The following is a 22,815-nucleotide window of genomic DNA, read 5'->3' as shown; positions in this document are numbered from 1 at the left end:
CCAGGTCACAGCCCCGCCGCAGCCCAGGACGCAGCCCCGCCACAGCCCCGCCGGACATCCCGCCCGGCACGCCCCGCGCGAGGGCGACACTGACAAAGCGGCGAAGGGCGCCGGAGAGGTGCTCCATGCCGGACAAACACCGAATGCCCGGCGGAGTCCTACGGTGGTGGGGACAAGGACCGCACAATCCGAAGGGCCGGGATTCGCATGACTTCCACCCACGCCTTCTGGCTCGCCGGCCGCCAGGCCTCCGGCGAGGACAGCTTCGACGTCCACAACCCGTGGGACGGCCGGCTGGTCGGCACGGTCAGCGTGCCCACCGACGCCCAGGTCGAAGAGGCCGTGGCCGCGGCGTACGCCGTGACGGCGGAGTTCTCCGCGACCCCCGCCCACGTGCGGGCCGCGGCCCTGGACCACGTCTCGAAGCGGCTCGCCGAGCGCACCGAGGAGATCGCCCAGGTGATCTCCGCGGAGAACGGCAAGCCCGTCAAGTGGGCGCGCGGCGAGGTCGGCCGTGCCGTGTCCGTGTTCCGCTTCGCCGCCGAAGAGGCCCGCCGCTTCAACGGCGGGGACGCCCAGCGCCTGGACACCGACGCCGGCGGCACCGGCCGCCTGGCCCTGACCCGCCGCTTCGTCAAGGGCCCGGTCCTCGGCATCGCGCCGTTCAACTTCCCGCTGAACCTGTGCGCCCACAAGGTGGCCCCCGCCATCGCCGTCGGCGCGCCGATCATCCTGAAGCCGGCCCCGGCCACCCCGCTGTCCGGTCTGATCCTCGGCGAGCTGCTCGCCGAGACCGACCTCCCGGCCGGTTCCTGGTCCGTGCTCCCCGTCGCCAACGACAAGATGCCGGCCCTGGTCAAGGACGAGCGCCTGCCCGTCATCTCCTTCACCGGCTCCGACACCGTCGGCTACGCCATCCAGCAGTCGGTGCCCCACAAGCACTGCACCCTGGAGCTCGGCGGCAACGCCGCGGCCGTGGTCCTCGCCGACTGGTCCTCCGAGGCCGACCTCGACTGGGCCGCGACCCGTATCGCGACCTTCTCGAACTACCAGGCCGGCCAGTCCTGCATCTCCGTGCAGCGCGTGATCGCCGACGCCTCCGTCTACGACCGCCTCGCCGAGAAGGTCGTCGAGAAGGTCCGCGCCCAGGTCACCGGCGACCCGTCCGACGACGCCACCGACGTCGGCCCCCTCGTCTCCGAGGACGCCGCCAAGCGCGTCGAGACCTGGGTCGAGGAAGCCGTCTCCGCCGGCGCCAAGCTGCTCACCGGCGGCAAGCGCGACGGCGCCACCGTCGAGCCGACCGTCCTCGCGGACGTCCCGGCCGGCGTGAAGCTCGCCACCGAAGAGGTCTTCGGCCCGGTCCTGACCCTGCTGCGCGTCGAGAACACCGACGAGGCCTTCGCCGCCGTCAACGACTCGAAGTTCGGCCTGCAGACCGGCGTCTTCACCCGCGACATCCAGGTGGCGTTCCGCGCCCACCGCGAGCTGGAGGTCGGCGGCGTGATCATCGGCGACGCGCCCTCCTACCGGGCCGACCAGATGCCGTACGGCGGCGTCAAGCAGTCCGGCGTGGGCCGCGAGGGCGTCCGCTACGCGATGGACGACTACACCTACGAGCGCGTCCTGGTCCTCACGGGCCTCGACATCTGACCTGCTCGTACGGTCACAGACCGACGGCCGGAGCCTACTGTGCGGGGGCTCCGGCCGTCCCCCTTTTCTCCCCCTCTTCCCGCCCCTCGCCGCCGCCCACCCGTCCGGGCCTTTTCCCGGGTGCGCGAAACGGGTACGACTCACAGGTAGCACCGATCGGTAGTCCCCGATGCTGCGAGGTGAGCACCCGGATGTCAGCGACACAGCCCGCACAGCCCGCACAGCCCAAGGTGACCGAGCGCGAGGCACGGCAGGTCGCGGAAGCGGCCCGGGAACAGGACTGGCGCAAGCCCAGCTTCGCGAAGGAGCTCTTCCTCGGACGCTTCCGGCTGGACCTGATCCACCCCCACCCGCTCCCCGCCGACGAGGACGTCCGCCGCGGCGAGGCCTTCCTGGCGCGGCTGCGGGAGTTCTGCGAGGCGCACATCGACGGCGCCCGCATCGAGCGCGAGGCGCGGATCCCCGACGAGACGGTCCGCGGGCTCAAGGAGCTCGGCGCCCTCGGCATGAAGATCGACCCCAAGTACGGGGGCCTCGGACTCACCCAGGTCTACTACAACAAGGCCCTGGCGCTCGTCGGCTCCGTCAGCCCCGCCATCGGCGCGCTCCTCTCCGCGCACCAGTCGATCGGCGTGCCGCAGCCGCTGAAGATGTTCGGCACGCAGGAGCAGAAGGACGCCTACCTGCCGCGCTGCGCCACCACCGCCATCAGCGCGTTCCTGCTCACCGAGCCCGACGTCGGCTCCGACCCGGCCCGCCTGGCCACCACGGCCGTGCCCGACGGGGACGAGGCGTACGTCCTGGACGGGGTGAAGCTGTGGACCACCAACGGGGTCGTGGCCGACCTCCTCGTGGTCATGGCCCGCGTCCCGAAGAGCGAGGGCCACCGGGGCGGGATCACCGCCTTCGTCGTCGAGGCGGACTCGCCCGGGATCACCGTCGAGCACCGCAACGCCTTCATGGGCCTGCGCGGCCTGGAGAACGGCGTCACCCGCTTCCACCGGGTCCGCGTCCCCGCCGGCCAGCGGATCGGCGCCGAGGGAGCCGGCCTCAAGATCGCCCTGACCACCCTGAACACCGGGCGGCTGTCCCTGCCCGCCATGTGCGTCGGCGCCGGCAAGTGGTGCCTGAAGATCGCCCGCGAATGGTCCGGCGTCCGCGAGCAGTGGGGCCGCCCCGTCGCCCGCCACGAGGCCGTCGGCGCCAAGATCTCCTTCATCGCCGCCACCACCTTCGCGCTGGAGGCGGTCGTCGACCTCGCCTCCCAGATGGCCGACGAGGACCGCAACGACATCCGCATCGAAGCCGCCCTCGCCAAGCTCTACGGCTCCGAGATGGCCTGCCTGATGGCCGACGAACTGGTCCAGATCCGCGGCGGCCGCGGATTCGAGACCGCCGAGTCGCTGGCCGCCCGCGGGGAGCGGGCCGTGCCCGCCGAGCAGATGCTCCGCGACCTGCGCATCAACCGGATCTTCGAGGGCTCGACCGAGATCATGCACCTGCTGATCGCCCGCGAGGCCGTCGACGCCCACCTCGCCGTCGCCGGGGACATCATCGACCCCGACAAGGACCTCGGCGACAAGGCCCGGGCGGGCGCCCGCGCGGCCGGCTTCTACGCCCGCTGGCTGCCCCAGCTGGCCACCGGCGCCGGACAGCTCCCCGGCGCCTACCGCGAGTTCCACCCGGGCGGCCACCCCGACCTCGCCACCCACCTGCGCTATGTCGAGCGCAGCGCCCGCAAACTCGCCCGCTCGACCTTCTACGCGATGTCGCGCTGGCAGGGGCGCATGGAGACCAAGCAGGGCTTCCTCGGCCGGATCGTCGACATCGGCGCCGAGCTCTTCGCGATGAGCGCCGCCTGCGTCCGCGCCGAGCACCTGCGGGCCGCCGGCGAACACGGCCGCGAGGCCTACCAGCTCGCCGACGCCTTCTGCCGGCAGTCCCGGCTCCGCGTCGAGGAGCTCTTCGGCCGCCTGTGGTCCAACACCGACGACCTCGACCGCAAGGTCGTCGAAGGAGTCCTCGGCGGCACCTACACCTGGCTGGAGGAAGGCGTCCTCGACCCCTCGGGCGACGGCCCGTGGATCGCGGACGCCGCCCCCGGCCCCTCCACCCACGAAAACGTGCACCGTCCCCTCCGGTGACCTGCCATCATCGGCAGTGAGTCGGACGGATGTACGAGTACGGGTACCGGCACGGGTACGGGCACGAGCGCGAGGCGGACGAGGACGATGGCGACGGCCGAGGAGGACCGGGCCAGCAGACGGCTGGCCTGGTGCGTGGCACACCTGCTGCGCCACGCACCGCAGCACGTCGTCACCGACCTGCTCCACCGGCTCGACGACACCACCCGCAAGTACCTGTGCCGCGACCAGTGGCTGCCCGCCTCGGCCGTCACCCTGCTGCTGCGCCACGGCACCGACGCCGACCGGAACTGGATCGCCCGCAACCCCCACGTCGTCGGCCGCCCGCTGCCCGGCCTGCCCGGCCCCGCCCGCTACGCCGCCCGGCCCGGACCCTCCCCGGAACTGCTCCGCGAGGCCGGCCCCGGCCCCTTCGCCCCCGCGGAGCTGATCACCCTGCTCCGCCGGCACGGCCGCCGCCCCCGGATACCGCTGACCCTGCTGCGCATGCCGCACCAGCTCCTCGACCCCGAGCAGCTCGTGCGCGAGCACGCCCGCGCGCCCCTGCCGGCCGGCGCCGTCGAGGCGCTGCTGCTGGTCGGCGCACTGCCCCGGCAGGCCTGCCTCGGGCTGCTCGACGCCCGCGCGGGGGACACGTACGGCCGCCACTGGTGGCGGCCCGCCGTCCGCGCGGTGCGCACCGGGCTGCTGACCTGCGACGAACTCGTCTCCTGCGTCGCCCCCGCGTCCCGCACCCTGCTCCTGGGCCACCTCCCCGTCGGCCACGGCCTGCGCTGGACCCTGCCCGAACAGGCCGAGATGCAGTCGGCCGTGCAGCGGGCCCTGCGCCCCCTGCTCGGCGACGACCCCCGGCTGTGGGCCGAGCTCCCGCGCCGCGCCCCCGCCTTCCGCGGCACCCTGCCCGAGCTGGCCGCGGCCCTGGCCTCCGGCGCGCCGCCCGCACCCGGCGCCGTACGCCACGACCCGGCGCTGGCCCGCGCCGTACGCCACCTCGCGCCCGACCCGGGCACGGCCGAGCCGACGGGGGAGTGGGAACGGGAGCTGGCCCTGGTCAGCCTCGCCGTGCCGATGGAGACCGTCGACGAGGACGTCCGCTGGGTCCGTGACTGCCTGGACCGCTCCCTGCTCACCGGCGCCGACGTGGTCCGGCACAAGGTCCCCGCCTGCTGGGCCCTGGACGAGGACCAGTGGCTCGGCGACATAGGCCACCCGGACCGCCACGACCACCCGGCCGCCGTCCTCGCCGCCCGGGCGGAGGCCGACCGGCTGTTCGACGAGGCCCTCGGGGACGACCCCCGGGCCTGGTGGCGGGCCGCCCGCGCGCTCCCCGACTTCGCCGGAACGCTCCCCGAACTCCTCGCGCGCGTCACGGACGGGGACTCCGTGTCCAACCGTCCCTGAGTTGCGGCAACAATGGGGGGCATGAGCGACAGTCCAGCCCCCCTCGCCGACCCGCACCTCCTCTTCGACGCCGCGGCCGGCCGCCGGGACATCGTCATCCTCGGGTCGACCGGATCCATCGGCACCCAGGCCATCGACCTGGCCCTGCGCAACCCGGACCGCTTCCGGGTCACCGCGCTGTCGGCCGCCGGCGGGCGCGTCGGCCTGCTCGCCGAGCAGGCCCGGCTGCTGCGCGTCGAGGCCGTGGCCGTGGCCCGCGAGGACGTCGTACCGGCCCTGAAGGAGGCGCTGAGCGCCCAGTACGGCCCCTCGGAGCCGCTGCCGGAGATCCTGGCCGGGCCCGACGCGGCCACCGAACTCGCCGCCTCCGCGTGCCACACCGTCCTCAACGGCATCACCGGCTCCATCGGCCTCGCACCGACCCTCGCCGCGCTGCGCGCCGGCCGCACCCTCGCCCTCGCCAACAAGGAGTCGCTGATCGTCGGCGGCCCCCTGGTGAAGGCCCTCGCGCGGCCCGGCCAGATCATCCCGGTCGATTCCGAGCACGCCGCGCTCTTCCAGGCGCTGGCCGCCGGCACCCGCGCCGACGTGCGCAAGCTCGTCGTCACCGCCTCCGGCGGGCCCTTCCGCGGGCGCAGCCGCGCCGAGCTGGCCTCGGTCACCGTCGAGGACGCCCTCGCGCACCCCACCTGGGCCATGGGCCCGGTCATCACCGTGAACTCCGCGACCCTGGTCAACAAGGGGCTGGAGGTCATCGAGGCGCACCTGCTCTACGACATCCCCTTCGACCGCATCGAGGTCGTGGTCCACCCCCAGTCGTACGTGCACTCCATGGTCGAGTTCACCGACGGCTCCACCCTCGCCCAGGCCACCCCGCCCGACATGCGCGGCCCCATCGCGATCGGCCTCGGCTGGCCCGAGCGGATCCCGGACGCGGCCCCCGCCTTCGACTGGACCAAGGCGTCGAGCTGGGAGTTCTTCCCGCTGGACACCGAGGCCTTCCCGGCCGTGGACCTGGCCCGCCACGTCGGCACCCTCGGCGGCACCGCGCCCGCCGTGTTCAATGCGGCGAACGAGGAGTGCGTGGAAGCCTTCCTGGCCGGTCGGCTGCCGTTCACAGCAATCATGGATACCGTCTCTGCCGTGGTCGACGAGCACGGAACGCCGGAGTCGGGAACTTCCCTGACGGTCGCGGACGTCCTCGAAGCGGAGACCTGGGCCAGGGCCCGGGCACGGGAGATGGCGGCACGGGCCGCCGTGGAGGCGGGCGCATGACGCTGGTGCTGAACCTGATCGGTGTGCTCGTCTTCGTGGGCGGACTGCTCTTCTCGATCGCCTGGCACGAGCTCGGCCACCTCTCCACGGCCAAGCTCTTCGGCATCCGCGTGCCCCAGTACATGGTCGGCTTCGGCCGGACCCTGTGGTCGCGCAAGCGGGGCGAGACCGAGTACGGCATCAAGGCCATCCCGATGGGCGGCTACATCCGCATGATCGGGATGTTCCCGCCCGGCGAGGACGGCAAGGTCACCGCCCGCTCCACCTCACCGTTCCGGTCGATGATCGAGGACGCCCGCTCGGCGGCCTACGAGGAGCTCCAGCCCGGGGACGAGACGCGCCTCTTCTACACGCGCAAGCCCTGGAAGCGCGTGATCGTGATGTTCGCCGGGCCCTTCATGAACCTGGTGCTCGCCCTGGCGATCTTCTTCGGGGTCTGGATGACCTTCGGGATCAACCGGACCACCACCCAGATCGCGAGCGTCTCGCCCTGCGTCATCCAGCAGAGCGAGAAGCGCGAGGTCTGCAAGGAAACCGACCCGGTCGCCCCGGCGAAGAAGGCGGACCTGCGGGCGGACGACCGGATCGTCGCCTTCAACGGCAGGAAGGTGGCCGACTGGGCCGCCCTCCAGAAGAAGATCCGCGACACCGTCGGCCCCGCCACCGTCACCGTCGTCCGCGACGGACGGCAGCTCGACGTGCCCGTCACCCTCATCGAGAACAAGGTCGCCAGGACCGACGGCCACGGCGGCTACGTCAAGGGCGAGTACGTCACCGCCGGCTGGCTCGGCTTCAGCCCCAAGAGCGAGATCGCGGCCCTGTCCTTCGGCGAGTCCGTGAACCACATGGGCGAGATCGTCGACAGCAGCGTCCAGGGCCTGGTCAAGCTCCCCGCCAAGATCCCCGCCCTGTGGAACGCGGCCTTCAGTGGCGGCGAGCGCGAGCAGGACTCCCCGATGGGCATCGTCGGCGCGGCCCGGATGAGCAGCGACATCGCGGCCCTGGACCTGCCCAGCGAACAGCGGGCGGCGATCCTCTTCCAGGTCCTCGGGATGTTCAACCTCTCGCTGTTCCTGTTCAACATGCTGCCCCTGCTGCCGCTGGACGGCGGACACATCGCCGGCGCCCTGTGGGAGTCGCTGCGGCGCCACGTGGCCCGGATCTTCCGCCGCGCCGACCCCGGCCCGTTCGACGTGGCGAAGCTGATGCCCGCCGCGTACGTGGTGGCCGGAGTCTTCGTCGCCTTCACCCTGCTGGTGCTCGTCGCGGACGTGGTCAACCCGATCAAGATCAGCTAGTAGTACCGGTCTCTACGCCGCCGGCACGGGAGCCGGGCACGATGCGTGCCCGGCTCCCTACGTTCGGGTGGCGGACCCCCCTCGGATGCGAGGGGTACGCACGCATTGGCGTAATCTCGAAGGCTGGAGCCCGCCGACATCGGGACCTCGATCCACACCTTGGGGTTGCACAGCAGATGACTGCCATCTCACTCGGAATGCCGGCCGTGCCGACGAAGCTTGCCGACCGCAGGGTCAGCCGCAAGATCCACGTCGGGTCCGTCGCCGTCGGCGGCGACGCGCCCATCTCGGTGCAGTCGATGACCACGACCCGGACTTCCGACATCGGCGCCACCCTGCAGCAGATCGCCGAGCTGACCGCCTCCGGCTGCAACATCGTCCGCGTCGCCTGCCCGACCCAGGACGACGCCGACGCGCTGGCCGTCATCGCGAAGAAGTCGCAGATCCCGGTCATCGCCGACATCCACTTCCAGCCCAAGTACGTGTTCGCCGCGATCGAAGCCGGCTGCGCCGCCGTCCGCGTGAACCCGGGCAACATCAAGCAGTTCGACGACAAGGTCAAGGAGATCGCTCGGGCCGCCAAGGACACCGGCACCCCGATCCGCATCGGCGTCAACGCCGGCTCCCTCGACGCCCGACTGCTCAAGAAGTACGGCAAGGCCACCCCCGAGGCACTGGTCGAGTCCGCGCTCTGGGAGGCCTCCCTCTTCGAGGAGCACGGCTTCGGCGACATCAAGATCTCGGTCAAGCACAACGACCCGGTCGTCATGGTCAACGCCTACCGCCAGCTCGCCGCCGCCTGCGACTACCCGCTGCACCTCGGCGTCACCGAGGCAGGCCCCGCCTTCCAGGGCACCATCAAGTCCGCCGTCGCCTTCGGCGCGCTGCTCTCCGAGGGCATCGGCGACACCATCCGCGTCTCCCTCTCCGCGCCGCCGGTCGAGGAGGTCAAGGTCGGCAACCAGATCCTGGAGTCGCTCAACCTCAAGCCGCGCCGCCTGGAGATCGTCTCCTGCCCGTCCTGCGGACGCGCCCAGGTCGACGTCTACAAGCTGGCCGAGGAGGTCACGGCGGGCCTGGAGGGCATGGAGGTCCCGCTGCGCGTCGCGGTCATGGGCTGCGTCGTCAACGGCCCCGGCGAGGCCCGCGAGGCCGACCTCGGCGTCGCCTCCGGCAACGGCAAGGGCCAGATCTTCGTGAAGGGCGAGGTCATCAAGACCGTCCCCGAGTCGAAGATCGTGGAGACCCTCATCGAAGAGGCGATGAAGATCGCCGAGCAGATGGAGAAGGACGGCGTCATGTCCGGCGAGCCCACCGTCGCCATCGGCGTCTGACGCCCACCCGCCGCGCCCGGCCCTGTTCCCGCAGCTCGGGGGCAGGGCCGGAGTCTTTTCGTGACCCGTGGGACCAGGCATCCTCAGGGAGCTCCGGGTACAGTTCGGGGATCAGCAGACTTGCATGGTGAGGCCCCAGTGTTGACGCAGACCACCACCCGGGTCCTTGAGCCCAGTGATCTCGACGCCGCGCTCGACATCCTCGGACGCGAGCCGGTCGAGAACGCCTTCATCACCTCCCGGGTCCAGGTCGCCGGACTCGACCCGTGGCGCCTGGGCGGCGAGATGTGGGGCTGGTACGCCGACGGCGAGCTGCGCTCCCTGTGCTACGCCGGCGCCAACCTGGTCCCCGCCTGCGCCGGACCCGACGCCGTACGCGCCTTCGCCGACCGCGCCCGCCGCACCGGCCGCCGCTGCTCCTCCATCGTCGGCCCCGCCGAGGCCACCCGGCTGCTGTGGAAGCTCCTGGAGCCCACCTGGGGACCGGCCCGCGACGTCCGCTCCCACCAGCCGCTCATGACCATCGAGCAGCCGTCCGCCGAGATCGCCGCCGACCCCCTCGTCCGCCGCATCCGCAAGGACGAGATGGACCTGATCATGCCCGCCTGCGTGGCCATGTTCACCGAAGAGGTCGGCATCTCCCCGCTCGCCGGCGACGGCGGGCTGCTCTACCAGGCCCGCGTCGCCGAGCTCGTCGGCGCCGGCCGCTCCTTCGCCCGCATCGAGAACGGCAAGGTCGTCTTCAAGGCCGAGATCGGCGCCGCCACCCCCCGCGCCTGCCAGATCCAGGGCGTCTGGGTGGACCCCGAGTTCCGGGGCCGCGGCCACTCGGAGACCGGCATGGCCGCCGTCGTCGCGTACGCGCTGCGCGACGTGGCACCCGTGGTCAGCCTCTACGTCAACGACTTCAACACCGCGGCCCGCGCCTCCTACCGGCGCGTCGGCTTCCGCGAGGTCGGCGCCTTCATGAGCGTGCTGTTCTGACCGTCCCGCCCGCCCGGCGCCCCGCGGCGCCGCCGTGGCCGCTTTCGCACCGGAACCCGTACCGGACCGCCCGTACCCCGAAGTAAGGTCGCCGCATGCTGCCTACTCCCGGGGGCGACGACCCCGCACGGCCCGCCGGCCTCCGCATCGCCCCCCTGGACCTCGCCGCCCGCGTGGACGAGGCCCTGCGCGTGCAGGCCGTGGCCTTCGGGCTCAGCGAGGAGGAGATCGGCATCCGGCGCTACATCGTCCAGCGCCACATGACCTGCCCCGGCGCCCGCGCGCTCGGCGCCCACACCGACGACGGCGCCCTCGCCGGCTTCGTGTACGGGATGCCCAACGACCGCGCCCACTGGTGGTCCACCATCGTCGAGCCCTACCTCCGGGCCGGCGGCGTCGACGACTGGCTCGACGACTCCTTCGTGATCACCGAACTGCACGTCCACCCCGGCTTCCAGGGCCGCGGCGTCGGCCGCGCCCTCATCACCCGGATCACCGACAGCGCCGCCGAGCCGCGCTCCATCCTCTCCGCCATCGACACCGACAGCCCCGCCCGCGGCCTCTACGCCGCCCTCGGCTACACGGACCTGGCCCGCAAGGTCCACTTCCCGAGCGCGGGCCTCCCGTACGCCGTCATGGGCGCGCCGCTGCCCCTGCGCAGGCCCTGACATCCTGCTTTCGCGGGCCATTTCCACCGGCCCGGCGGGCCCCGGTAGCCTCCCGTCATGTCAACGCAACACGTGCAGCGCATGTCCCGCCTCATGGCCCGGACCCTCCGCGAGGACCCGGCCGACGCGGAGACCCTGAGCCACCGCCTCCTCGTCCGGGCCGGCTACGTCCGGCGCAGCTCCGCCGGGGTGTGGACCTGGCTGCCGCTCGGCAAGCGGGTCCTGGACAACGTCGCGCGCGTCGTCCGCGAGGAGATGGACGCGATCGGCGCCCAGGAGGTGCTGCTCCCCGCGCTGCTGCCGAAGGAACCGTACGAGGTCAGCGGACGCTGGACGGAGTACGGGGACCTGCTGTTCCGCCTCAAGGACCGCAAGGGCGCCGACTACCTGCTGGGTCCGACGCACGAGGAGATCTTCACCCTGGTCGTGAAGGACCAGTGCACCTCGTACAAGGACCTGCCGGTCATGCTCTACCAGATCCAGACCAAGTACCGCGACGAGGCCCGCCCCCGCTCCGGGGTGCTGCGCGGACGCGAGTTCCAGATGAAGGACTCGTACTCCTTCGACGTCTCCGACGAGGGCCTGGAGGAGTCCTACCGGCTCCACCGCGAGGCCTACGGGCGGATCTTCCGGCGGCTCGGCCTGGACCACCGGATCGTCTCCGCGGTGTCCGGGGCCATGGGCGGCTCCGCCTCCGAGGAGTTCCTCGCCCCCGCCGCGGCCGGCGAGGACACCTTCGCGGACTGCCCCGCCTGCGACTACGCCGCCAACACCGAGGCCGTCACCTTCGCCCTGACGCCGGTGGTCGGCGAACACCCCGCGCTGGAGGAGGTCGACACCCCCGACACCCCCACCATCGAGTCCCTCGCCGCGCACCTGGGCGTCCCCGCCTCCGCGACGCTGAAGAACCTCCTGGTCAAGGTGGACGGGGAGATCACCGCCGTCGGCGTACCCGGAGACCGGGAGGTGGACCTCGGCAAGCTGGCGGAGCACCTGGCCCCGGCCGTCGTGGAGCTGGTGACGGCCGAGGACTTCGCCGACCGCCCCGACCTCGTACGCGGCTACGTGGGCCCGCAGGGCCTGGACAAGGTCCGCTACCTCGCCGACCCGAGGGTCGCGCCCGGCACCGCCTGGGTCACCGGCGCCAACCGGGCGGACACCCACGCCCGCAACGTGGTCTGCGGCCGGGACTTCGAGGTGGACCGCTACCTGGACGTGGCCGTCGTCGAACCGGGCGACCCCTGCCCCGCCTGCGGTACGGGACTGCGGCTGGACCGGGCCATCGAGATCGGCCACATCTTCCAGCTGGGCCGCAAGTACGCGGACGCCTTCGGCCTCGACGTCCTCGGCAAGGAGGGCAAGCCGGTCCGGGTCACCATGGGCTCCTACGGCATCGGCGTCTCCCGGGCGGTGGCGGCGCTCGCCGAGCAGACGGCCGACGAGCGCGGGCTGTGCTGGCCGGCCGAGGTGGCCCCGGCCGACGTCCACGTCGTGGCGGCGGGCAAGGCCGTGCCGCTGGCGCTGGCGGAGCAGGCGGCGCAGGCCCTGGCGGGGGCCGGGCGGCGGGTGCTGCTCGACGACCGGGCGGGGCTGTCGCCCGGGGTGAAGCTCACGGACGCGGAGCTGATCGGCGTGCCGTGGATTCTGGTCGCTGGGCGGAGGTCCGCCGAGGGCGTGGTGGAACTCCAGGACCGCCGCGCGGGTACCCGCGAGGAACTCCCCCTGGCCGAAGCCCTCACCCGGCTGTCCTAGCCGGGGGCGCTGCGCGAGCCACTCCCCGCCCCGCCCTTCCTCCGTTCCCTGGGGCTCCGCCCCAGACCCCGCGCCTCAAACGCCGGCGAGGCTGATTCATCAGCCGCGCCGGCGATTGAGGCGGGAACGGAGGAAGGGCGGGTAGGGGACAGCCCCGCGCAGCGGACTCACGCCGCCGGGGCGTCGTCCGGGGCCGACGCCGGGGCCGGGGGCGGGGGTGGTTGGGCAGGGGCCGCGCGTTCCAGGAAGCGCAGGAGTTCCACCGGGAACGGGAGGACCAGGGTGGAGTTCTTCTCCGCCGCGACGGCGACCACCGTCTGGAGCAGCCGCAGCTGCAATGCGGCGGGCTGCTCCGACATCACCGCGGCCGCCTCGGCCAGCTTCCTCGACGCCTGGAGCTCCGCGTCCGCGTTGATGACCCGCGCCCGCCGCTCACGGTCCGCCTCCGCCTGCCGGGCCATCGACCGCTTCATGGTCTCCGGCAGGGACACGTCCTTGATCTCGACCCGGTCGATCTGCACGCCCCAGCCGATCGCCGGGCTGTCGATCATCAGCTCCAGCCCCTCGTTCAGCTTCTCCCGGTTGGACAGCAGGTCGTCCAGATCCGATTTGCCGATGATCGACCTCAGCGAGGTCTGCGCCATCTGGGAGACCGCGAAGCGGTAGTCCTCCACCTCGACGATGGCATCGGCCGGTTCGACGACCTTGAAGTACACGACCGCGTCCACCCGCACCGTGACGTTGTCCCGGGTGATGCCCTCCTGCGCCGGCACCGGCAGCGTCACGATCTGCATGTTCACCTTGCGCAGCCGGTCCACGACCGGAACGATCATCGTGAACCCGGGCGGCCGCACCCCCTGGCGCAGCCGGCCGAAGCGGAAGACCAGACCCCGCTCGTACTGCTTCACGACCCGCGCCGCGGCGCCCGCGTACACCGCGACACCCACCGCGGCGGCGATCCCCGCTGTCAGCAGCTCTTCGACCATGACGGCCACCTGCCCCTGCCAGGCATACCTTCCTACCTACGGTATGCCCTACAGCCAGGCCGCGAACTCCAGCAGCAGCTCCGCGTCCCGGCGCCGCCCGGCCGCCAGCGCGCGGCTCCCGGACTCCACCGCCCGGAACACCGTCCAGCCCCGCAGCCGGTCGCGGTCCACCTCCAGCGAGTCCGCGAGCTTGTTCACCCGCCGCCGGGCCCCGGCCGCCCCCGCCGAGGTGGCGACCTGGTCCTCCAGGCGGTCCCGGACCAGCCGGGCCAGGTCGTAGGCCCGCTCGCCGACCAGCGGGTCCGGACCCACCGTCAGCCACGGTGCCCGCTCGCCCGCGAGGACCTTGCCCTGCCGGAAGTTCCCGTGCAGCAGCAGCTGTTCACCCGGCAGCGCCGTCAACTCCTCGCGCAGCGCCATCGCCGTGTCCGCCAGTGCCCGCGCTTCCGGGGGAGCCGACCGCAGGACCTCGCACTGCGCGGCCGTCCGCTCGGCCACCGTCTCGAAGACGTGGCCGGCCGGCGGCTCCACCCACAGCCGCCGCAGCGTGCCGCAGGCCTCCAGCAGGGCCTTGGCCTCCGGCAGCGAACGCAGCGACACCTCCGGGTGGAGGCGCTCCAGGAGCAGCGCGCCGTCGTCCGCGTGGTGGCGCGAGTCGAGGACCCGTACGGACCCGAAACCGCCCCAGTGGGCGAGCGCGGCCAGCTCCCGGTCGGGCCGGGCCCCGGGGGGCGCCAGCTTCAGCGCAGCCGGGGTGCCGTCGGCGTAGCGGACGAGGAGCACCAGGCTGCTGCGGCCGCCGGGCGCCGAGACTCGCTGGGCCTCCACGCCGCGCCGTTCCAGCGCCTTCTCGGCGAGCTCGGGCAGCTGCCCCAGCCACTGCGTCTCCCGCGCCGTCTCCGGCAGCTCGCCGAGCGCCCGTACAAGCCGCTGCGGCGGTTCGAAAGCCATGCGTGCGTGGTCCCTTTCAGCTGTTGCGGGCCCGCTCCGAACGTTCCGCGAGCCCAGGGAAGGCTACGCCGACACCGCGCCAGCGTGCCGCGCGCACGGCTGCGGCGCTCAGCGCGTCGGCCGCCTCGCGGCGCAACTGGCCGTCCGCCGACCGGACCAGGTCGGAGTACGCGCCCGCCACCCGGTCCTCGATCTCGGCGGCGAGCCGCTCGATGTCGGCGGGCGTGCGCAGCTCGAAGGGCAGGGTGTACGCGGCCTCGCTGGGCCGGGGCGCCCCGCCCAGCCCGCGCACCGTCCGGGTGAGCACGTCGCGGCGGGCCAGGTGGGCGCCGTACGCCTCCCGGGCCTCGGTCTGGCGGGCGGGCGCAGTACGGGCGCCGATGACGCCGTAGCCGTAGACCGCCGCGTGCTCGGCGGCCAGCGCGGCCTGGGCGGCCACGAGGGGGTGGTTCGCGGGAGAGGGCTCGGGCTTCACGCGGGGGCTCCCGGGGTCGAGGTCAGCAGGTACGCGTGGACGGCGCCGCAGGCGGCCACCGAGGCCAGCATCCGGGCCAGCTCCCCGGGGGCCCCGGCCAGCGCGATGGTCCGGGCCTCGGACAGGCTCCGCTCGGCGTCCGCGAGGGCGCTCAGCGCCTCCTCGGGCTGCGGCGGGACCGCCTCGCGGCGTGCCTCGGAGGCGGTCGGCGAGGCTGCGGCCGAGGGGGAGGGGGACACGGGCCGGGACGGCGCCGACGTCCCGGGGGAGGTGAAGGCCAGTGCCGCGGTGTGCGCGGCGACGGCGGAGCGCAGTGGCGCGAGCCGCCCGGCGAGCCCCGGATGGGCGGCGGCCGTGGCGTCGTAACGTTCCAGCAGCCGCTCACTGTCACGAACGGCTCCCTCCCGCATCCGCCGTTCGAGTGGAATCCCGGAGTCGGCCCCGGACGGGTCGTCACCGTCGGTGCACCCGGTGAGCAGAGCGGCCCCGGCCGCTGCGGCGGCTCCGGCGAGCACGCTCCTTCGCGAAGGCCTCAAGGGCAGGGTCCAGGGCACGGCGACGTCCTCGGGGGTGATGTCGGGACAGGGTGTGATCACGGTACCCGGGGCTCCCGGCCGCAGCGCGGACGGCAACACCCTCCGCGACCGGATACCCTTTGACCTGACACGCGACGAAAACCACAACAGCACACGCGGCCGAGGAGTCACCCGGATGAGCACCACCCAGAGCGACAGGCTGCGCGGACTGCTGGAGCCGCTCGTCGCCGCCAAGGGCCTGGACCTCGAGGAGATCGAGATGTCCAAGGCGGGCAAGCGCCGGATGCTGCGGATCATCGTGGATTCCGATGAGGGTGTCGACCTGGACGAGTGCGCCGAGCTGAGCCGTGAGATCTCCGACAAGCTCGACGAGACCGACGCGATGGGCGAGGACGAGTACAACCTCGAAGTGAGCTCGCCGGGCGCGGACCGCCCGCTGACCGAGCACCGTCACTACATCCGGGCCATCGGCCGTCTCGTGAAGTTCCAGCTGGTCGAGAGCGGGGAACTGGTCGCCCGCATCCTCGACGTCGACGACGAGGGCATGGACCTCGAAGTTCCGGGCGTGAAGGGCCGCAAGGCGACCGCCCGCCGCATTGCTTTCACCGACATCGCCAAGGCGCGTGTCGAGATCGAGTTCAACCGCAAGGACAAGAAGGAAGAGGAGGCGTAGCCGTGGACATCGACATGAGTGCCCTGCGGGGTCTGGTCCGGGAGAAGGAGATCTCCTTCGACCTGCTCGTCGAGGCGATCGAGTCGGCCCTCCTCATCGCGTACCACCGCACCGAGGGCAGCTTCCGGCGCGCCCGCGTCGTGCTCGACCGCACCAACGGTCACGTGGTCGTGTGGGCGACGGAAGACCCGAGGGACCTCGAAGAGGGCCAGGAGCCCAAGGAGTTCGACGACACCCCGTCGGACTTCGGGCGGATCGCCGCGACGACCGCCAAGCAGGTGATCCTGCAGCGTCTGCGCGACGCCGAGGACGACCTGACCTTCGGCGAGTTCGCCGGCCGCGAGGGCGACGTCATCACCGGCGTCGTCCAGCAGGGCAAGGACCCCAAGAACGTCCTCGTCGACATCGGCAAGCTGGAGGCCATCCTGCCGGTGCAGGAGCAGGTCCCCGGCGAGGACTACACGCACGGTCTCCGCCTGAAGGCGTACGTCGTGCGGGTGGCGAAGGGTGTCCGCGGTCCGTCCGTGACCCTGTCGCGCACCCACCCCAACCTGGTGAAGAAGCTGTTCTCGCTGGAGGTCCCCGAGATCGCCGACGGCAGCGTCGAGATCTCCGCGATCGCCCGTGAGGCCGGTCACCGCACCAAGATCGCCGTCCGGTCCACCCGTTCGGGCCTCAACCCGAAGGGCGCCTGCATCGGCCCGATGGGCAGCCGCGTGCGCAATGTCATGGCCGAGCTGCACGGCGAGAAGATCGACATCGTCGACTGGTCGGACGACCCGGCGGAGATGGTCGCGAACGCCCTGTCACCCGCCCGGGTGAGCAAGGTCGAGGTCGTCGACTGGGACTCCCGGTCCGCCCGGGTGACCGTGCCCGACTACCAGCTGTCGCTGGCCATCGGCAAGGAGGGCCAGAACGCCCGCCTCGCCGCCCGCCTCACCGGCTGGCGCATCGACATCCGTCCCGACACCGAGACCTCGGACGACGAGGACGGCGGCCGTGACGGCGGTCGTGACGGTCGTGACGGGCGTGACGGCGGCCGTGACGCCGACCGCGGCGGAAGCCGGGGCCGGGAATAAATCGCTACCCGCCGGAGGTTTCCGGCGGGTAGACAGGAACCCCTGGACCCAGGGATTCCCTCTGGATCACAACGACATCCGTTCGATTTTTCACCTGAAGGGGTGAGGTCGGTACGGGGAGGTAGACTTAGGCGTGTCTGGCCGGACGCAAGCCCGCGCATGCCCCGAACGCACCTGTGTGGGGTGTCGGGAGCGAGCGGCCAAGAGCGATCTGCTGCGCATCGTGGCGGTCGAGGACGAATGCGTCCCTGATCCTCGCGGTACGCTGCCCGGCCGGGGTGCCTACGTGCACCCTGCCGCGGTCTGCCTCGACCAGGCGGTCCGCCGCAGAGCGTTCCCCCGGGCCCTTCGGTCCGCAGGAGCGCTCGACACGACGGAACTGCGCAAAGCCCTGGCCGTCACGGCCGGGGCGGCACCGTAAGAAGTAAGAAGAACGGCACGGAACGTCCCGTGCGGTCAGGTACCTCGCGAGTTGGAAGTAGGTCGAGATTGCGATGAGCACTCGATGAGTACGCGATGAGTACGCCCATGAAGTAGCGACGGTCCGGCGTAACCCGGACCTAAAAGGAGCGAAGTGGCTAAGGTCCGGGTATACGAACTCGCCAAGGAGTTCGGGGTGGAGAGCAAGGTCGTCATGGCCAAGCTCCAAGAACTCGGTGAATTCGTCCGTTCGGCGTCCTCGACGATCGAGGCGCCGGTTGTACGCAAGTTGACTGACGCACTGCAGGGGCCCGGCGGCAACGCCGGCAAGTCCGCTGCCAAGCCCGGCGCGCCCCGCAAGGCCGCGCCCGCCAAGCCCGCGGCGCCCTCTCCGGCCGCCGCGGCACGTCCTGCTGCCCCGAAGCCCGGCGCACCGGTGGCTCCCAAGCCCGCCGCTGCCGAGGCCCCCGCGGTCAGCGCCCCGGTGACTCCGGCCGCTCCCGGCCCGCGTCCCGGTCCCAAGGCTCCGGCCGCCCCGAAGCCCGCTCCGGCGGCTCCCGTGGTGACCGAGTTCTCCGCGCCTCCGGCGGCCCCGGCCGCCCCGGCGCGCACCGAGCGTCCCGCCGCCGCGGCTCCCGGCCCCCGTCCGGCGCAGCAGCGTCCGGCGCAGGGTCAGGGTGGCCAGGCCGGTGCCCGTCCCGGCGCCCCGCGTCCGGCCGGCACCGCCCCCGGCGGCCAGGGACAGCGTCCCGCCGGCCCCGGTTCCGCGGCTCCGCGTCCCCAGGGCGCCCGTCCGGCCGGTCCCCGTCCGGGCAACAACCCCTTCACCTCTGGTGGCTCCACCGGCATGGCGCGCCCGCAGGCGCCCCGTCCGGCCGGCGCTCCCCGTCCCGGTGCCCCCGGCGCCGGTGGCGGCCAGGGTGCTCCCCGTCCGCAGGGCGGCCCCGGCGGCGCTCCGCGTCCGCAGGGCCAGGGCGCTGGTCGCCCGACCCCGGGCGGCATGCCCCGTCCGCAGGGCGGCGCCCCGCGTCCCGGTGGTGCTCCCGGTGGTAACCGTCCGAACCCGGGCATGATGCCGCAGCGTCCCGCTGCCGGTGGTCCCGGTCCCCGTCCCGGCGGCGGCCCCGGTGGCCGTGGTCCCGGTGCGGGCGGTGCCCGTCCCGGTGGCGGCGGCGCTCGTCCCGGTGGCGGCGGCTTCGCCGGCCGTCCGGCCGGTCCGGGCTCGCGTCCGGCAGGCGGCGGCTTCGGCGGTCCGCGTCCGGGTGGCGGCGGCTTCGGCGGCGGCCCGGCCGGTGCCGGTGGCGGCGGTCGTCCCGGCTTCGGCGGGCGTCCCGGTGGTCCCGGTGCCCGTGGTGGCACGCAGGGTGCCTTCGGCCGTCCCGGCGGTCCGGCCCGTCGTGGTCGCAAGTCCAAGCGTCAGAGGCGCCAGGAGTACGAGGCCATGCAGGCCCCGTCCGTCGGCGGCGTGATGCTGCCTCGCGGCCAGGGCGAGACCGTTCGCCTGTCGCGCGGTGCGTCCCTCACCGACTTCGCGGAGAAGATCAACGCCAACCCGGCGTCGCTCGTCGCCGTGATGATGAACCTCGGCGAGATGGTCACTGCCACGCAGTCCGTCTCCGACGAGACCCTCGAAATGCTGGCCGGCGAGATGAACTACACGGTTCAGATCGTCAGCCCGGAGGAAGAGGACCGCGAGCTCCTCGAGGGCTTCGACATCGAGTTCGGCGAGGACGAGGGCGGCGAGGAATACCTCATGCCGCGTCCGCCGGTCGTCACCGTCATGGGTCACGTCGACCACGGTAAGACCCGCCTCCTCGACGCCATCCGCAAGACGAACGTCGTCGCGGGCGAAGCCGGTGGCATCACCCAGCACATCGGTGCCTACCAGGTGGGCACCGAGGTCAACGGTGAAGAGCGCAAGATCACCTTCATCGATACCCCCGGTCACGAGGCGTTCACCGCCATGCGTGCCCGTGGTGCGAAGTCGACCGACATCGCGATCCTCGTGGTCGCGGCCAACGACGGCGTCATGCCGCAGACGATCGAGGCGCTCAACCACGCCAAGGCCGCCGGCGTCCCGATCGTCGTCGCGGTCAACAAGATCGACGTCGAGGGTGCCGACCCGGTCAAGGTGCGCGGTCAGCTCACCGAGTTCGGTCTGGTCGCCGAGGAGTACGGCGGCGACACGATGTTCGTCGACATCTCCGCCAAGCAGGGTCTGCACATCGACTCCCTGCTCGAGGCCGTCGTCCTCACCGCCGACGCCTCGCTCGACCTGCGCGCCAACCCGGAGCAGGACGCTCAGGGTATTGCGATCGAGTCCCACCTCGACCGCGGCCGCGGTGCCGTCGCCACCGTCCTCGTCCAGCGCGGTACCCTCCGCGTCGGCGACACGATGGTCGTGGGCGACGCCTACGGCCGAGTGCGCGCCATGCTCGACGACAAGGGCAACAACGTCGAGGAAGCGGGTCCGTCGACCCCCGTCCTGGTCCTGGGTCTCACCAACGTCCCCGGCGCCGGCGACAACTTCCTCGTCGTCGACGAGGACCGCACGGCCCGTCAGATCGCCGAGAAGCGTGCTGCGCGTGAGCGCAACGCCAACTTCGCCAAGCGCGTCCGCCGGGTGTCCCTGGAAGACCTCGACTCGGTCCTCAAGGCCGGTCTGGTCCAGGAACTCAACCTCATCATCAAGGGCGACGCGTCCGGTGCGGTCGAGGCCCTCGAGTCCTCGCTGCTCCAGCTCGACGTCGGCGAAGAGGTCGACATCCGCGTCCTGCACCGCGGTGTGGGTGCGGTCACCGAGTCCGACATCTCGCTGGCGATGGGCTCCGACGCCATCGTCATCGGTTACAACGTCCGTGCGGCCGGCCGTGCCGCGCAGATGGCGGACCGCGAGGGTGTCGACGTCCGCTACTACTCGGTGATCTACCAGGCCATCGAGGAGATCGAGGCGGCCCTCAAGGGTCTCCTCAAGCCGGAGTACGAAGAGGTCGAGCTCGGTACGGCGGAGGTCCGCGAGATCTTCCGCTCGTCCAAGCTGGGCAACATCGCCGGTGTCCTCATCCGGTCGGGCGAGGTCAAGCGCAACACCAAGGCGCGGCTCATCCGCGATGGCAAGGTCATCGCCGAGAACCTCACCATCTCCGGTCTGCGCCGCTTCAAGGACGACGTCACCGAGATCCGCGAGGGCTTCGAGGGCGGTATCAACCTCGGCTCCTTCAACGACATCAAGATCGACGACGTCATCGCGACGTACGAGATGCGCGAGAAGCCCCGCGCGTAAGCGCGAGGCGGTTCGCACCGTGTCGTAGGTAGCTGTAACACCGGGGCCGGTCGGCGGAATATCCGTCGATCGGCCCCGGCCGTTGCGTGTACGGTTCTGGTGACCGGGCCGCGCGTCGGCCGGGAGATCCTTCCGGGCGACGGCCCGGCGGGCCACCTAACCCGCACCGGCGGGACATCCGGAACTGCATGTACGTGGGGACTCTGTCCTTCGATCTGCTCCTCGGCGACGTTCATTCGCTGAAGGAGAAACGCTCCGTCGTCCGGCCCATCGTCGCCGAGCTCCAGCGCAAGTTCGCCGTGAGCGCGGCCGAGGTGGGCGACCAGGACCTGCACCGCAGGGCCCGTATAGGGGTCGCCCTGGTGAGTGGGGACGCGGGGTTCGTGTCGGACGTACTGGACCGCTGCGAGCGGCTGGTCGCGGCGCGTCCTGAAGTGGAGCTGCTGTCGGTGAGACGGCGGTTCCACGGTGATGAAGACTGATTGCTTGTCTGCAAGGAAGAAGGAGACGGACCAGTGGCCGACAATGCGCGGGCGAAGAAGCTGGCGGACCTCATCCGGGAGGTGGTGGCCGAGAAGCTGCAGCGCGGCGTCAAGGACCCCCGCCTCGGTACGCACGTGACCATCACGGACACCCGGGTCACCGGCGACCTGCGGGAGGCCACGGTCTTCTACACGGTCTACGGCGACGACGAGGACCGGGCCAGCGCGGCAGCGGGCCTCGAGAGCGCCAAGGGCGTACTGCGCTCCGCGGTCGGCCGGGCGGCGGGAACCAAGTTCACGCCCACCCTGACCTTCGTCGCGGACGCCCTCCCGGAGAACGCCAAGACCATCGAGGACCTCCTCGAGAAGGCGCGCACCTCCGACGCCCAGGTGCGCGAGGTCTCCTCCGGCGCCCAGTACGCCGGCGAAGCCGACCCGTACAAGAAGCCGGGCGACGAGGACGACGAGGACGCAGCCGCGGAATGAGCAGCAACGCAGGGAAGACTCCGGACGGCCTTGTCATCGTCGACAAGCCGTCCGGTTTCACTTCGCACGACGTGGTCGCCAAGATGCGCGGGATCGCCAAGACCCGCCGCGTCGGCCACGCAGGCACCCTCGACCCCATGGCGACGGGTGTCCTCGTCCTGGGCGTCGAGAAGGCCACCAAGCTCCTCGGCCACCTCGCGCTGACCGAGAAGGAGTACCTCGGGACGATCCGTCTCGGGCAGTACACCCTCACGGACGACGCCGAGGGCGAGATCACCGCGTCCGCGGACGCCTCCGGGGTCACCCGCGAGGCCGTGGACGCGGGCATCGCCAAGCTGAGCGGCGAGATCATGCAGGTCCCGTCCAAGGTCAGCGCCATCAAGATCAAGGGCGTGCGCTCCTACAAGCGCGCCCGCGACGGCGAGGACTTCGAGATCCCGGCCCGGCCGGTGACCGTCTCGTCGTTCCAGGTGTACGACATGCGCGAGGCGGAGGCCGAGGACGGCACCAAGGTCGTCGACCTCGTGGTCTCCGTCGTCTGCTCCAGCGGTACGTACATCCGGGCCCTCGCCCGTGACCTGGGCGCCGACCTGGGCGTGGGCGGGCACCTGACGGCGCTGCGGCGCACGCGGGTGGGCCCGTACAAGATCGACAAGGCGCGCACGCTGGACCAGCTCCAGGAGGAGCTGACCGTCATGCCGATCGGCGAGGCGGCCGCCGCCGCGTTCGCGCGCTGGGACCTGGATGCCCGGCGGGCCTCGCTGCTCGCCAACGGCGTGCGGATCGAGATGCCGGACGAGTACCAGGACGGCCGCACCGTCGCCGTCTACGGGCCGCAGGGGCAGCTGCTCGGGCTCGTGGAGAGCAAGGGCGGCAAGGCGAAGTCCCTCGCGGTCTTCGTCTGACCGTCCCGCGTTGTTGTTCGCCGGTACTGG

20 protein-coding genes are annotated in these 22,815 nt (G+C 72.2%); 16 read left to right on the top strand and 4 right to left on the bottom strand.

The window, feature by feature from the left end:
* The first annotated feature begins 207 nt into the window (after positions 1-207).
* From OOK31_RS09040 to OOK31_RS09000, 9 genes are all read left to right on the top strand, one after another.
* Complete coding sequence (locus OOK31_RS09040; RefSeq protein ID WP_267011918.1) at positions 208-1,653, top strand: aldehyde dehydrogenase family protein; 1,446 nt, start codon at positions 208-210, stop codon at positions 1,651-1,653.
* Positions 1,654-1,844: 191 nt separating this feature from the next.
* On the top strand, positions 1,845-3,797 hold the full coding sequence (locus tag OOK31_RS09035; RefSeq protein WP_267011917.1) for an acyl-CoA dehydrogenase family protein: 1,953 nt from the start codon (positions 1,845-1,847) through the stop codon (positions 3,795-3,797).
* Positions 3,798-3,884: 87 nt separating this feature from the next.
* The gene (locus tag OOK31_RS09030; protein WP_267011916.1) at positions 3,885-5,198 is read left to right on the top strand and encodes a hypothetical protein; all 1,314 of its coding nucleotides are present in this window, start codon (positions 3,885-3,887) and stop codon (positions 5,196-5,198) included.
* A gap of 21 nt (positions 5,199-5,219) precedes the next feature.
* Entirely contained in the window at positions 5,220-6,473 is a 1,254-nt protein-coding gene (gene dxr, locus OOK31_RS09025) for a 1-deoxy-D-xylulose-5-phosphate reductoisomerase (protein WP_267011915.1), read from the top strand.
* Positions 6,470-7,771, top strand: a complete 1,302-nt coding sequence (locus tag OOK31_RS09020; RefSeq protein WP_267011914.1) for an RIP metalloprotease — start codon at positions 6,470-6,472, stop codon at positions 7,769-7,771. Before dxr ends, OOK31_RS09020 begins: the two co-directional genes overlap by 4 nt.
* A 176-nt stretch (positions 7,772-7,947) precedes the next feature.
* A complete protein-coding gene (gene ispG / locus OOK31_RS09015) occupies positions 7,948-9,105 on the top strand; it encodes a flavodoxin-dependent (E)-4-hydroxy-3-methylbut-2-enyl-diphosphate synthase (RefSeq protein WP_267011913.1) in 1,158 nt (385 codons plus the stop codon).
* Positions 9,106-9,243: 138 nt separating this feature from the next.
* On the top strand, positions 9,244-10,089 hold the full coding sequence (locus OOK31_RS09010; protein ID WP_267011912.1) for a GNAT family N-acetyltransferase: 846 nt from the start codon (positions 9,244-9,246) through the stop codon (positions 10,087-10,089).
* 95 nt (positions 10,090-10,184) lie between these two features.
* Positions 10,185-10,757, top strand: coding sequence for a GNAT family N-acetyltransferase (locus tag OOK31_RS09005; RefSeq protein WP_267011911.1), 573 nt, complete (start codon positions 10,185-10,187; stop codon positions 10,755-10,757).
* Positions 10,758-10,814: 57 nt separating this feature from the next.
* Positions 10,815-12,509, top strand: a complete 1,695-nt coding sequence (locus OOK31_RS09000; protein ID WP_267011910.1) for a proline--tRNA ligase — start codon at positions 10,815-10,817, stop codon at positions 12,507-12,509.
* Between the two features lie 167 nt (positions 12,510-12,676).
* Here the strand turns inward: OOK31_RS09000 and OOK31_RS08995 are convergent, their stop codons facing one another.
* The 4 genes from OOK31_RS08995 to OOK31_RS08980 are packed head-to-tail and all read right to left on the bottom strand — an operon-like array spanning position 12,677 to position 15,517.
* A complete protein-coding gene (locus OOK31_RS08995; RefSeq protein ID WP_267011909.1) occupies positions 12,677-13,495 on the bottom strand; it encodes a slipin family protein in 819 nt (272 codons plus the stop codon).
* A gap of 48 nt (positions 13,496-13,543) precedes the next feature.
* Positions 13,544-14,446 (bottom strand): aminoglycoside phosphotransferase family protein, encoded by a 903-nt coding sequence (locus tag OOK31_RS08990; protein ID WP_267011908.1) that lies wholly within the window; start codon positions 14,444-14,446, stop codon positions 13,544-13,546.
* Between the two features lie 16 nt (positions 14,447-14,462).
* Positions 14,463-14,921, bottom strand: coding sequence for a ferritin-like domain-containing protein (locus OOK31_RS08985; protein ID WP_267011907.1), 459 nt, complete (start codon positions 14,919-14,921; stop codon positions 14,463-14,465).
* The gene (locus OOK31_RS08980; protein WP_267011906.1) at positions 14,918-15,517 is read right to left on the bottom strand and encodes a hypothetical protein; all 600 of its coding nucleotides are present in this window, start codon (positions 15,515-15,517) and stop codon (positions 14,918-14,920) included. Before OOK31_RS08980 ends, OOK31_RS08985 begins: the two co-directional genes overlap by 4 nt.
* Positions 15,518-15,632: 115 nt before the next feature.
* Here OOK31_RS08980 and rimP point away from each other — a divergent pair, with 115 nt between their 5' ends.
* The 7 genes from rimP to truB all read left to right on the top strand — a co-directional run bounded on the left by rimP (position 15,633) and on the right by truB (position 22,785).
* A complete protein-coding gene (rimP, locus tag OOK31_RS08975) occupies positions 15,633-16,130 on the top strand; it encodes a ribosome maturation factor RimP (RefSeq protein WP_267011905.1) in 498 nt (165 codons plus the stop codon).
* A gap of 2 nt (positions 16,131-16,132) precedes the next feature.
* The gene (gene nusA / locus OOK31_RS08970; RefSeq protein ID WP_267011904.1) at positions 16,133-17,209 is read left to right on the top strand and encodes a transcription termination factor NusA; all 1,077 of its coding nucleotides are present in this window, start codon (positions 16,133-16,135) and stop codon (positions 17,207-17,209) included.
* Positions 17,210-17,342: 133 nt separating this feature from the next.
* A complete protein-coding gene (locus OOK31_RS08965; RefSeq protein ID WP_267011903.1) occupies positions 17,343-17,630 on the top strand; it encodes a YlxR family protein in 288 nt (95 codons plus the stop codon).
* A gap of 153 nt (positions 17,631-17,783) precedes the next feature.
* Complete coding sequence (infB, locus tag OOK31_RS08960) at positions 17,784-20,912, top strand: translation initiation factor IF-2 (RefSeq protein WP_267011902.1); 3,129 nt, start codon at positions 17,784-17,786, stop codon at positions 20,910-20,912.
* A gap of 188 nt (positions 20,913-21,100) precedes the next feature.
* Positions 21,101-21,394 carry a DUF503 domain-containing protein gene (locus OOK31_RS08955; RefSeq protein WP_079430054.1) on the top strand — a complete coding sequence of 98 codons (294 nt, stop codon included), beginning with the start codon at positions 21,101-21,103 and terminating at the stop codon, positions 21,392-21,394.
* A gap of 33 nt (positions 21,395-21,427) precedes the next feature.
* Positions 21,428-21,880, top strand: a complete 453-nt coding sequence (rbfA, locus tag OOK31_RS08950) for a 30S ribosome-binding factor RbfA (RefSeq protein ID WP_267011901.1) — start codon at positions 21,428-21,430, stop codon at positions 21,878-21,880.
* Positions 21,877-22,785, top strand: a complete 909-nt coding sequence (gene truB, locus OOK31_RS08945; RefSeq protein WP_267011900.1) for a tRNA pseudouridine(55) synthase TruB — start codon at positions 21,877-21,879, stop codon at positions 22,783-22,785. Before rbfA ends, truB begins: the two co-directional genes overlap by 4 nt.
* Positions 22,786-22,815: the final 30 nt, after the last annotated feature.

The sequence above is a fragment of the Streptomyces sp. NBC_00249 genome (assembly GCF_026342355.1).
Lineage (GTDB): Bacteria > Actinomycetota > Actinomycetes > Streptomycetales > Streptomycetaceae > Streptomyces.
Note: the sequence above shows the minus strand (reverse complement) of the source record. Positions and strands in the feature narration are given on the sequence as shown.